Annotated in this window: 9 protein-coding genes; 8 read left to right on the top strand and 1 reads right to left on the bottom strand. The window is 74.3% G+C overall.

The window, feature by feature from the left end; genetic code table 11:
• The first annotated feature begins 40 nt into the window (after window positions 1-40).
• Both CLT72_RS00800 and CLT72_RS00795 read left to right on the top strand, forming a co-directional pair.
• Window positions 41-1,042, top strand: coding sequence for a serine hydrolase (locus CLT72_RS00800; RefSeq protein ID WP_486484161.1), 1,002 nt, complete (start codon window positions 41-43; stop codon window positions 1,040-1,042).
• Between the two features lie 109 nt (window positions 1,043-1,151).
• Window positions 1,152-2,297, top strand: a complete 1,146-nt coding sequence (locus CLT72_RS00795) for an MBL fold metallo-hydrolase (RefSeq protein WP_101409084.1) — start codon at window positions 1,152-1,154, stop codon at window positions 2,295-2,297.
• A 61-nt stretch (window positions 2,298-2,358) separates the two neighbouring features.
• On the opposite strand, the gene CLT72_RS00790 is transcribed toward CLT72_RS00795, so the two are convergent.
• On the bottom strand, window positions 2,359-3,870 hold the full coding sequence (locus CLT72_RS00790; protein WP_101414857.1) for a deoxyguanosinetriphosphate triphosphohydrolase family protein: 1,512 nt from the start codon (window positions 3,868-3,870) through the stop codon (window positions 2,359-2,361).
• Between the two features lie 170 nt (window positions 3,871-4,040).
• Here CLT72_RS00790 and CLT72_RS00785 point away from each other — a divergent pair, with 170 nt between their 5' ends.
• The 6 genes from CLT72_RS00785 to CLT72_RS00760 all read left to right on the top strand — a co-directional run bounded on the left by CLT72_RS00785 (window position 4,041) and on the right by CLT72_RS00760 (window position 11,911).
• On the top strand, window positions 4,041-6,470 hold the full coding sequence (locus CLT72_RS00785; RefSeq protein ID WP_486484160.1) for a Tex family protein: 2,430 nt from the start codon (window positions 4,041-4,043) through the stop codon (window positions 6,468-6,470).
• A 204-nt stretch (window positions 6,471-6,674) separates the two neighbouring features.
• On the top strand, window positions 6,675-7,106 hold the full coding sequence (locus tag CLT72_RS00780) for a hypothetical protein (protein WP_101414855.1): 432 nt from the start codon (window positions 6,675-6,677) through the stop codon (window positions 7,104-7,106).
• Window positions 7,107-7,465: 359 nt separating this feature from the next.
• Entirely contained in the window at window positions 7,466-8,104 is a 639-nt protein-coding gene (locus CLT72_RS00775) for a sugar transferase (protein WP_101409083.1), read from the top strand.
• On the top strand, window positions 8,101-9,249 hold the full coding sequence (locus tag CLT72_RS00770) for a PLP-dependent aminotransferase family protein (RefSeq protein ID WP_486484159.1): 1,149 nt from the start codon (window positions 8,101-8,103) through the stop codon (window positions 9,247-9,249). Before CLT72_RS00775 ends, CLT72_RS00770 begins: the two co-directional genes overlap by 4 nt.
• Window positions 9,246-9,890: an acetyltransferase gene (locus CLT72_RS00765; RefSeq protein WP_101409082.1), complete on the top strand. Its 645-nt coding sequence runs from the start codon at window positions 9,246-9,248 to the stop codon at window positions 9,888-9,890. Before CLT72_RS00770 ends, CLT72_RS00765 begins: the two co-directional genes overlap by 4 nt.
• Before the next feature lie 149 nt (window positions 9,891-10,039).
• On the top strand, window positions 10,040-11,911 hold the full coding sequence (locus CLT72_RS00760) for a nucleoside-diphosphate sugar epimerase/dehydratase (RefSeq protein ID WP_101409081.1): 1,872 nt from the start codon (window positions 10,040-10,042) through the stop codon (window positions 11,909-11,911).
• Window positions 11,912-11,980 lie beyond the last annotated feature (69 nt).

The raw sequence follows: 11,980 nt of genomic DNA, 5'->3' as shown, positions 1-11,980 counted from the left end.
CTCCGGCCCACCACGACGGGAGAGACGATTGACTATCCGGGTGAACCGCAGGACCGCGCTGGGACTGGGCACGGTGGCCACGGCGGGAACGGTGCTCGGCGCCGCGGCGCCGGCCGTCGCCGCCCCCGAGGTCGCCGAGCCGGCTCCGACGACGCCCCGGCAGGCGGCCCGCCGGGTGGCCGCGATCTACGAGCGGGAGACGGTGGCGGCGGGGGGCAACTGGCAGGCGTACGTCAGCGTCGCCGACCCGGCCGGCGCGCCGCAGGTGGCGGTGTCCGACGAGCCCGACCGGCGCCTCGAGGCGTACAGCGTCAACAAGATCGCGGTGGCCGTGGCGGTGCTCGACAAGGTCGACCGGGGGCTGCTGACGCTCGACCAGCGGGTCGAGGTGACCGAGGCGATCGTGGTGCCCGGCGGCGACGGCATGTTCAGCCTCGACGGGGCCTACCCGAGCTTCGTGACGCTCGGCCACGTGCTGGCCAACCTGCTGACCGTCTCCGACGACACGGCGGTGCGGCTCTGCGGCCTGGTCTGCCCCGCCGCCGAACTCAACGACATCGTGCGCGGCAAGGGCTTCCCGAACACCCAGGTGCAACCGGTGGCCAACCCCAACCGGTTCTTCCTCGGCACCAGCACGCCCCGGGAGACCCACGACCTGCTGCGCGCGCTGGTGGCCGGCACGCTGCTCTCGCCGGCCGGCACGGCGTTCGTGCTGCGGCTGCTGCGCGCCCCCGTCGCGTACACCGACGGCATCCGGCGGGTCATGTCCTCCACCGAGCGGGCCCGGGTCGCCACGAAGGCGGGCTGGTTCGCCGACGCCCGGCACGAGGCCGGGGTGATCTTCGACACGGCCGGCGCGCCCGTGCTCACGTACGCCCTCTTCGCCGACGGCCAGGCCGAGCCGGCCGACTACGGCGCCACGCACCCCGCCGTCGCGGCCCGCGCCCGGATGGGCCGGCGCTTCCTCGCCGCGGTCGACCGCCTCACCGGCACCGGCGTCACCCACCGACCGACCGCGCAGCGACCCAGCAACGGCGGCTGAGCCGCCCTCGACGCCCGGGGCCCGCCGCGACGGCGGGCCCCGCCGACCTTCCGGCGCTCCCCCGGCCGCCGGGCTACCGTGTACGACGGGACACGGCGGAGGGACGGCGATGGGCGCACCAGCGGAACGCGCGGGAATCGAGGGGACCCTCGGCCGGCGGCTGCGTGGGGCGGCCGGGCTGGCCGCGCTGGCCGGGCTCGCGTGGGTGGCCCGGGACGTGCCGGCGGCGCTCGGCGGCCGGCTCACCGGCGCCCGCGCGGAGCGGGCCGCCCGCTCGCCCCGGTTCCACGACGGCGTCTTCCGCAATCCGGGCGGCTCCCGCTCGATGGCCGGCACCCCCGACCGCAACCTGGTCCGTGAGCTGCTCTTCGGCAAGCAGAAGCGCCGGCCGGGCGTCGCGGTGCCGCTGCTGCGTCCCGGCGCCGCGCCGGCCGACGACGCGGGGCGCCAGCTGAACGTCGTCTGGTACGGCCACGCCTCCGCCCTGATCGAGGTCGAGGGCCGGCGGGTGCTGCTCGACCCGGTGTGGAGCGACCGGTGCTCCCCGTCGAGCCTGGTCGGTCCGCGCCGCCTGCACCGGCCACCGGTGCGCCTCGACGAACTGCCCCCGGTCGACGCGATCCTGATCTCGCACGACCACTACGACCACCTCGACATGGCGACCGTCCAGGCGCTGACCGCCCTGCAGTCGGCGCCGTTCCTGGTGCCCCTGGGCGTGGGCGCGCACCTGGACCGCTGGGGCGTACCGGCCGGCCGGATCGTCGAGCTGGACTGGGCGGAGAGCCACCGGGTGGCGGGGCTGGAGATCACCGCCACCGCCGCCCAGCACTTCTCCGGCCGGGGGCTGCGCCGCGACGGCACGCTCTGGAGCTCCTGGGTGGTCGCCGGCGCGCACCGGAAGGTCTTCTACACCGGCGACTCCGGCTACTTCGACGGCTACGCCGAGATCGGCGAGCGGCACGGGCCGTTCGACGTGACGCTGATGCAGATCGGCGCGTACGACCGGGCCTGGCCGAGCATCCACATGTTCCCCGAGGAGGCCGTCGCCGCCCACCTCGACCTGCGCGGCGGGCTGCTCCTGCCGGTGCACTGGGCGACGTTCAACCTGGCCCTGCACGACTGGTCCGAGCCGGTGGACCGGATCTGGGCCGAGGCGAAGGCCCGGGACGTGCGCCTCGCCGTGCCCCGCCCCGGCGAGCGGGTGGTGGTGGACGACCCGCCCGCCGTCGACGGCTGGTGGCAGGCCGTCGCCTGAGCGCCGTGGGGCGGGCCACGGCGCCGCCCCACAGGCCGTGGGCCGGCCACGGCGCCGCCCCTCAGAGCACGAAGGCGTCGGTCCAGAGCGCCCCGGAGCGGCCCGACAGGGCGTCCAGCATGGCGACCGCCTGGCCGTCGGTGAGCTGGGCGACGAAGTCGACGATCGCCCGCCCACGGGCCTTGCCGATCCGGTCCGGCGTACGCGGGTGCAGCTCCGCCTCGGCCAGCTCCACCAGGTCGTGCAGCCGGCGCGGCAGCCGGGACTCCTCCTCGGGGTCGAGGAGCCACTCCAGCAGCGCCTCCACCAGGGTGCCCAGCAGCCGGGCCTGCCCGCGCTGGTGCAGGGCCAGGTCGGGCCGGGCCAGCACGAACCGGTGGTGGACGAACTTGAGCACCTGCACCTCGTGCCACTGCGCGGGGGCGAGCAGCACGTGCCCGGAGCGCACCGCCGGCTGTTCGACCACGGTGATCGCGTCGACGAAGCGGGTGGTCCAGCGGGCGGAGAACCGGGCCACGTACTGCTCCGCCTCGATGGAGCCGTCGAAGGGCATGGCCAGCAGCCCCTCCACCAGTTCCTCGCGGACGTGCTCGACGGCGGCGGCGAACGCCTCGTCGTCGGCGATCCAGGCGTCCTTGCGGTGCAGTTGCCGGCGCAGCCGCTCGATCGCCGAGCCGGGTCGGCGGGCGGCGGCGGCCAGGGCCGCGTCGGTGATCGCGCGCAGGTGCCCGCTCTCGCGCTGCCAGGCCATCAGCTCGGCGGCCACGGCACCCTGCTGGAGCACCCCGACCCGGTAGAAGTCCTCGACGTCGTGGATCGCGTACGCGATGTCGTCGGCGGTGTCCATGATCGACGCTTCGGGGGTCTGCTGCCAGTCCGGGATGCGCCCCACGAACGGTTCCCGGGCCTGCCGCAGGTCGCCGATCTCCGTGCGGTACGCCCCGAACTTCGACGAGCCGCTGCCCGGGTCGTCCGGCGGCGGGGTGGCGCCGCGCGGCGGCGGGTCCAGCAGCCGGGGATGCGGGTCGGGATGGTCCAGCCGCGTCCACGGGTACTTCAGCAGCGCGGCCCGCACGGCCGCCGTGAGGTCCAGGCCGGTGGTCGCCGCGCCACGGATCTCGGTGCTGGTGACGATCCGGTACGACTGGGCGTTGCCCTCGAAGCCGTCGGTCAACCCGAGGCGCTGGCGGGCCAGCCGGTCCAGCACCCGCTCACCCAGGTGCCCGAACGGCGGGTGGCCGAGGTCGTGGGCGAGCGCGGCGGCCTCCACCACGTCCGGGTCGCAGCCGCCCAGCTTCTCCAGCAGGTCGCGGTGCCGCTCGTCGGCGGTGAGCCGCTCGGCGATGGCCCGCGCGACCTGCGCCACCTTGAGGCTGTGGGTGAGCCGGTTGTGCACGAGCAGGCCGGAGCCGCCGGGGCTGACGACCTGGGTGACGCCGTTGAGCCGGGCGAAGAACGGCGAGGCCACGATGCGGTCCCGGTCGGCCCGGAACGGGCTGGCTGCCAGGTCGCCGAGCGCCCGGGCGCTGCCGCCGAAGAGCCGCCGGGCGCGCGGGTCCGCGGGAGGTTCCATGATCGCCACGCTAGCGCAGCGTGGGCCGTGGCGGCGACGGGTCGCCGGGCCGGGGGCGGCGACGGCGTCACGGGGCGAGGTGCCGGCACGCCGGGCCGGGGGCGGCGACGGGCGTCGGTGCGGGCCGGCAGAATGCACAGCGGAACCCACACCGAAGGCGGATCGAGATCGTGACCCTCTCTGTTCATCAGCGGATCGCCGACGAGCTCGGCGTCGCCGAGCGTCAGGTACGGGCGGCCGTGGAGCTGCTCGACGGCGGCGCCACCGTGCCGTTCATCGCCCGCTACCGCAAGGAGGCCACCGGCCTGCTCGACGACACCCAGCTGCGCACCCTGGAGGAGCGGCTGCGCTATCTGCGCGAGTTGGACGAGCGACGCGCGGCGGTGCTGGAGTCGATCCGCGGTCAGGGCAAGCTCGACGAGGCCCTGGAAGCACAGATCATGGCGGCCGACTCGAAGTCCCGCCTGGAGGACATCTACCTGCCCTACAAGCCCAAGCGCCGCACGCGGGCGCAGATCGCCCGCGAGGCCGGGCTGGAGCCGCTGGCCGAGTCGCTGCTGACCGACCCGTCGCAGGACCCCCGGGAGGTCGCCGCCGGCTACGTCGACGCGGAGAAGGGCGTGGCCGACCCGGCCGCCGCCCTGGAGGGCGCCCGGGCCATCCTCATCGAGCGCTTCGCCGAGGACGCCGACCTCATCGGCACGCTGCGCGAGCAGATGTGGTCGCGGGGCCGGCTGGTCTCCCGCGTACGCGACGGGCAGGAGGCGGCCGGCGCCAAGTTCGCCGACTACTTCGACTTCGCCGAGCCGTACCCGAAGCTGCCCTCGCACCGGATCCTGGCCATGTTCCGGGGCGAGAAGGAGGGCGTGCTCGACCTGACGATGGAGCCCGAGGAGGCCGGCGACGCCGACGCGGCAGCCACCGGGCCGAGCCGCTACGAGGCGGTGATCGCGGGGCGGTTCGGCGTCAGCGACAAGGGCCGGCCGGCGGACCGGTGGCTGGCCGACACGGTGCGCTGGGCCTGGCGCACCCGGATCCTCATCCACCTCGGAGCCGACCTGCGGATGCGCCTGTGGCAGGCGGCCGAGGAGGAGGCGGTGCGGGTCTTCGCCACCAACCTGCGGGACCTGCTGCTCGCCGCGCCGGCCGGCACCCGGCCCACCATGGGGCTGGACCCGGGCCTGCGTACGGGGGTGAAGGTCGCCGTCGTGGACGCCACCGGCAAGGTGGTCGCCACCGACACGATCTACCCGCACGAGCCGCGCCGGCAGTGGGACGCCTCGATCGAGACCCTCGCCCGGCTGGCCGGGGCGCACGGCGTCGAGCTGGTCGCCATCGGCAACGGCACCGCCAGCCGGGAGACCGACAAGCTCGCCGGTGAGCTGATCAAGCGGTACCCGCAGCTCAACCTCACGAAGGTGGTGGTCTCCGAGGCCGGCGCGTCGGTCTACTCCGCCTCCGCGTACGCCTCCCAGGAGCTGCCCGGGCTGGACGTCTCGCTGCGCGGCGCGGTCTCCATCGCCCGCCGGCTCCAGGACCCGCTCGCCGAGCTGGTGAAGATCGACCCGCGCTCGATCGGGGTCGGCCAGTACCAGCACGACCTGTCGGAGGTGAAACTCTCCCGGTCGCTGGACGCGGTGGTCGAGGACTGCGTCAACGCGGTGGGCGTCGACGTCAACACCGCCTCCGCGCCGCTGCTGACCCGGGTCTCGGGCATCGGCGCCGGGCTGGCGGAGAACATCGTGCTGCACCGCGACGCGAACGGGCCGTTCCGCACCCGGGCGGAGCTGAAGAAGGTCGCCCGGCTCGGGCCGAAGGCCTTCGAGCAGTGCGCCGGCTTCCTGCGCATCCCCGGCGGCGACGACCCGCTGGACTCCTCCAGCGTGCACCCCGAGGCGTACCCGGTGGTGCGCCGGATCCTGTCCACCACGGGGCAGGACCTGCGGTCGCTGATCGGCAGGAGCACCATCCTGCGGGGGCTGCGGGCCACCGACTTCGTCGACGACACCTTCGGCCTGCCCACCGTCACCGACATCCTGGCCGAGCTGGAGAAGCCGGGCCGCGACCCACGGCCGGAGTTCCGCACCGCCACCTTCGTCGAGGGGGTGGAGAAGATCAGCGACCTGGTGCCGGGCATGGTGCTGGAGGGCGTGGTGACCAACGTGGCCGCGTTCGGCGCGTTCGTGGACGTCGGCGTGCACCAGGACGGGCTCGTGCACGTCTCGGCCATGTCCCGCACGTTCGTCAAGGACCCGCGCGAGGTGGTCAAGTCCGGCGACGTGGTCCGGGTCAAGGTGCTGGACGTCGACGTACCCCGCAAGCGGATCTCGCTCACCCTCCGGTTGGAGGACGACGCGGAGGCGGGGCGCGGCGAACCGCAGGGCGGTGGCCGGCGGGAGCGCGGCGGCGGGCAGGGCGGCAGTCGCGGCGGGCAGGGCGCCGGTGGTCGCGGCGGGCAGGGCGGCAGTCGCGGCGGGCAGGGCGGTGGCCGGGAGGCTCGCGGCGGTGGGTCGCCGCAGCGGCAGGGCCGCGGCGGTGGCGCGGCGGCGCCGGCCAACGACGCGATGGCCGAGGCACTGCGCCGCGCCGGCCTCGCCTGAGCGCCGGCCGGGGCACGGCCCCGCACCGGAACGGACGCCGTCGGGCTGACCCGCCGGTGGGCCAACCCGCCCGCCATGTCGTGCGCGGCTCAGCTCGACGGCGTCCGACACCACCGTCCCGTCCGATGGCCGGGCGCCGCACCCGGCGGCGGACAGGGCGTCACGCCCGCCCGGCGGGGCGGGGCGTCGCGTACCTTCGGGGTCGTGGCATCCGACGACGGCCCGGACTGGCGGGAGCGGCAGCGACAGGCGGTGCGGGCGCACGCGGCGGCCGACGAGCAGCGCCGGGCGGCGGAGCGGGCCGAGGCGGCTGAGCTGGTGGCCCGGTTCGTCGCCGAGGCCGTCCGGCGCGGCCTGCCGCCCACGCCCCTGACCGCGCGGTCCTACGACGGGCGGGGTCGGTACCGGACGCGGTTGCGCGGCTGGTACGTCGACCGTGCCCGGAGCCGCGCCGTGGACACCGACGGACGGTTCCATCTGCTGACCGTGCCGGGCGGTCTGCGCGCGCGGCTGTTCGGCGCCGATCCGGAGCCCAGCCCGCCGCCGCTGGTCGTCGGCGCGGGCGGCCGCGACGGCGAGTCGATCCCGCTGGAGGTCCTGCTGGCCCGGCTGCTCGACGGGAACGACGGCCCCTGACGCGGGTCAGCGCGGAGCGCCTCCCGCCGGGGCTCCTGAGCGCCTCCCTGCCGGAGACCGATCACCGGAACGGACGTCGGGACTCCGGACCACGTCGGTCAGCGGTCGCCCCGCGGTCGCCGCTGTCCCTCCCCCGTCGATCAGCCGCCGAACGCCCCGCTGCCCTCGGAGGCCTGGGCCGGGTACGAAGGTCGGCCGGGTCGAAGCCGTGTCCTGAGCGGGACTTTCGAGGTTGATCCGACGGATTGCGGGGGGAGTGTCGAGGTTGTCGGCACTCCGAGTGCAATTCACTGATAGGACTGTTTCGTAGTCTTTGACGGTTTTGCCGGGAGGTCGGATCGGTGTCGGTGTCTGGACTCGTGAACGCACCCGAGCGCCCCGTACCCGCCTCGGCACGGCCGGAGCGGGGCAAACGGCTCCTCGACGTGACCGTGGCGATCGCCCTGCTGGTCCTGACCGCGCCGCTGCTCGCGGTGGTCGCCGCTCTCGTCGCGGTGGGACTCGGCCGGCCGGTGCTCTTCCGGCAGTGTCGTGCGGGGCGGCACGGTCTCCCGTTCGAGCTGGTCAAGTTCCGGACCATGCGTCCCATGGACGCGCGCCGCGGGCTGGTGACCGACGCCGAACGGCTCACGCCACTCGGGCGCTGGCTGCGCGCCACCAGCCTGGACGAGCTGCCCACGCTGTGGAACGTGCTGCGGGGCGACATGAGCCTGGTCGGCCCCCGGCCGCTGCTGCCCGAGTACCTCACCCGGTACTCGCCCACCCAGGCCCGCCGGCACGAGGTCCGTCCCGGTGTCACCGGCCTGGCCCAGGTACGCGGCCGCAACAGTCTGAGCTGGGAGGACAAGCTGGAGCTCGACGTGACCTACGTGGACACCCGGAACCTCCGCCTCGACCTGGCGATTCTCGGCGCGACGGTGCGGACCGTCCTGCGCCGCGAGGGGATCTCCGCGAAGGGATCGGCGACCGCGCCCGAGTTCCTCGGGAGCCCACGGTGAGCCGGACCATCTACCTCTCCCCGCCCGACGTCGGGCCGCTGGAGGAGTCGTACGTCCTCGCGGCCCTCCGGTCGGGCTGGGTGGCCCCGGTCGGCCCGGACCTCGACGCCTTCGAGAGCGAGGTGGCCCGGCGGGTCGGCACGCAGGGCGCGGTGGCGGTCAGCTCCGGAACCGCCGCGTTGCACCTGGCCCTGCTCGGTGTCGGCGTCGGCCCCGGAGACGTCGTCATCGTGCCGACGTTGACCTTCGTCGCCACGGCCAACGCGGTCCGCTACATCGGCGCGCGGCCCGTCTTCGTCGACTGTGATCCGCACAGTGGCAACATCGACGTCGCCCTGCTGGCCGAGCTGCTGGGTCGACTGCGTGAGCGGGGTGAACGGGTCGCCGCCGTGGTGCCGGTCGACATGTTCGGCAGCTGCGTCGACTACACGGCGCTGCTGCCGGTGTGCGCCGAGGCGGACGTACCGGTGGTCGAGGACGCCGCGGAGGCGCTGGGCGCGCACCACCACGGCCGGGCCGCCGGCTCGTTCGGTCGGATCGGCGCGCTGTCGTTCAACGGCAACAAGATCATCACGACGTCGGGCGGCGGCATGCTGGTCTCCGACGACCCGGCGCTGCTGAGCCGGGCCCGGCACCTCGCGACCCAGGCACGGGAACCCACGCCGCACTACGAGCATCGTGAGACCGGCTTCAACTACCGCCTGAGCAATCTGCTCGCCGCGCTGGGTCGCGCCCAGCTGGTACGGCTGGACGGGATGATCTGGCGCCGCCGGCAGCTCCGCGAGCGCTACGCCAAACTGTTCGCGTCGGTGCCGGGCGTCGAGCTGATCGGTGCCGAGGACGCCGAAGCCAACTGCTGGCTCACCTGCATCCGCGTCGACCCGCAGCGGTCCGGTTGGCGTGCCGCCGAACTGGGTGCGCACCTGGCCGGCCGGAGCATCGAGACGCGCCCGGTGTGGAAGCCGATGCACCACCAGCCGGTCTTCGCGGGTGCCGAGAGCCTGCTGACCGGCGCCGCCGACGCGCTCTTCGCCGACGGGCTCACGTTGCCGAGCGGCAGCGCGCTCACCGAGCAGCAGGTGACGTCGGTCCTCGGGGCGATCGACGAGTTTCTGGCCGCCCGCGTGGGCGCGACGACAGCGTGACGATCCCACTGGTGGTCGTCGGCTGCGGCGGCCACGGCCGGGAGGTCCTCACGATCGCCCGCGCGATGGACGTCGACGCGCGCCGGCCGCGCTGGCGACTGCTCGGCTTCGTCGACGACCGCCCCTCGGAGGAGAACCTCAAGCGGGTGCAGCGGCTCGATGTGCCGTTCCTCGGCGGAGTCGCCTGGCTACGGGACGCGCCGCCGGAGACGCACCACGTGATCGGCATCGGCGACCCCCGCATCCGGCGTGCGGTGGCTCGGCGCGTCGAGGGCTACGGCATCGCGGCGGCCAGCGTCGTCCACCCGGCGGCCACGATCGGGCCGGACATCGTGCACGGGCCGGGCTTCGTCGCGTTCCCGGGAGCCCGGGTCACCACCAACGTCACTCTCGGCCGGCACGTGCACCTCAACCAGAACGCCACGGTCGGGCACGACAGCACGCTCGCCGACTTCGTGTCCGTCAACCCGCTGGCCGCCGTCTCCGGTGACTGCCACCTGGCCGAGGGCGTGCTGATCGGCACGACCGCCGCCGTGTTGCAGGGCCTGCGGGTCGGCCGGGACAGCACGGTCGGTGCGGGCGCCTGCGTGGTCCGGGACGTCCCCGACGGCGTGGTGGTCAAGGGCGTCCCGGCCCGCTGACCGGGAGGCGGGCCCGATCGTCCCCCGGGTTACGCCGCTCTCACGAAAACGCCCAAAAGGCCATAAAAAGGTAGTAGAAACCTTTATAGAACAAATTTGCCCCGCCCGGGTGTGCGGGAAGTGGTCGACAGACGCGACAAGGAGCACACATGCCGCTGGACACGGACACCCCGCGACGCACACCGGCCGCCGATCGTCGTGCCCGCGCCCGACGCCGCACCGCCGGCTTCCTGGCCACGGACACCGTCGCCTGGCTCGGTGGCTTCCTCGCGGCGGCGTGGACGCGCTACGAGTTCCACCTGCCACCGGGCCTGTTGCCCCGGGCCGTCGGCGTCGGCGTCGCCGCCGCCCTGGTGCACATCGCCGTCGCGGCGGTCCGCCGGCTCTACTCCGGACGGCACCCGCTGGGCAGCCTCCAGGAGGTGCAGGGTGTCGCCGGAGCGGCGATCACGACCTCGGGAATCGTGCTGCTCGCGCTGCTCCCGTCGGCCGACCGGCCGGTCCCGGCGAGCACGCCGCTGGTCGCCGGCGCGCTGGCCCTGCTGTTCATGCTCGCCACCCGGTTCGCGTACCGGCACCGTCGCGACCTCGCCATGCGGCCGGACGTACGCTCCGCGACACCGGTGCTGCTGTTCGGGATGGGTGAGGCGGGACAGGGCCTGCTCCGGGCGATGCTCGGTGACCCGCGCAGCCGGTACCTCCCCGTCGGCGCCCTCGACGACGACCCGGACAAGCGGAACCTGCGTATCGGTGGCGTCCGCGTCCTCGGTGGACGGCACCACGTCGCCGCCGCCGTACGCCGCACCGGCGCGACGACGGTCATCTTCGCGGTGGCCAACGCCGACGCCGCCCTGATCCGTGAGATCCGCGAGGCGACGCTGGAGACCGGGGCCGCGTTCAAGGTGCTGCCGCCCATGCGGGACCTGGTGGACCACCGGATCACCGTCACGGACGTGCGGGACGTCCGCATCAGCGATCTGCTCGGCCGCCGTCAGGTCGTCGGCGACCTGCCGCTGAGCACCAGCAGCCTCACCGGCCGCCGGGTCCTCGTCACCGGCGCCGGCGGCTCGATCGGCTCGGAGCTCTGCCGGCAGGTGATGAAGGCCGATCCGGGCGAGCTGATGATGCTGGACCGCGACGAGTCCGCCCTGCACGGACTCCAGATGTCCCTCGACGGCCGGGCGCTGCTGGACGGGCCCGAACTCATCCTCGCCGACCTGCGCGACGACGAGGGGATCCGGCGCATCATCCGGGAACGCCGGCCGGACGTCATCTTCCACGCGGCGGCGCTCAAGCACCTCCCCCTGCTCCAGCGGCACCCCGGCGAAGCGGTCAAGACGAACGTCTGGGGCACCCTGTCGGTGCTGGACGCCTGCCGTGAGGTGGAACGGTTCGTCAACATCTCCACCGACAAGGCCGCCAACCCGATCAGCGTGCTCGGCTACTCGAAGCGCATCACCGAGCGACTCACCGCGCACGCCGCCTCCCGGTTCCCCGGCACGTTCCTCAGCGTCCGGTTCGGCAACGTGCTCAGCAGCCGAGGCTCGGTGGTCACCGCGTTCCAGCGGCAGATCGAGGCCGGCAACCCCCTCACGGTCACCCACCCCGACGTGACCCGCTACCTGATGACCGTCGAGGAGGCGGTGCACCTGGTGCTCCAGGCCGCCGAGATCGGACGCGACGGCGAGGCGCTCGTGCTGGACATGGGTGAACCGGTCCGGATCCTCGACATGGCCCGGCAGCTGATCGAGCAGGCCGCCAGCTCCGTGCCGATCGTCTACACCGGGCTCCGCGTGGGCGAGAAGCTGCACGAGGACCTGCTGGGCACCGGGGAGACCGACACGCGACCGTTCCACCCGCTCGTCTCCCATGTCCCGGTGCCGGCGCTGGACCCGATCGAGATCACCGGGCTGGACCCGTACGACGACCCGGAGAAGGTCATCGAGCAGCTCGCCCTGCTCTGCGTCTCGCCGCTCGACCCGCTGTTCGACCTCGCGCAGGAGACACCGCTGCGCCGCTGACGTGTGAACCGAGCGGCCCGGCGCGCCCAGGAGGCGACCGCCGGGCCGCTGCCGGCGCCCCCACCGGTG

This window comes from Micromonospora sp. CNZ309, from assembly GCF_002846525.1.
This window is presented reverse-complemented; position numbering and strand designations above follow the sequence as displayed.

Coding starts and splice junctions, on each gene's coding strand:
- CLT72_RS00795 (WP_101409084.1), top strand. CDS start 1,152: ATGGGCGCACCAGCGGAACGCGCGGGAATCGAGGGGACCCTCGGCCGG.
- CLT72_RS00790 (WP_101414857.1), bottom strand. CDS start 3,870: ATGGAACCTCCCGCGGACCCGCGCGCCCGGCGGCTCTTCGGCGGCAGC.
- CLT72_RS00760 (WP_101409081.1), top strand. CDS start 10,040: ATGCCGCTGGACACGGACACCCCGCGACGCACACCGGCCGCCGATCGT.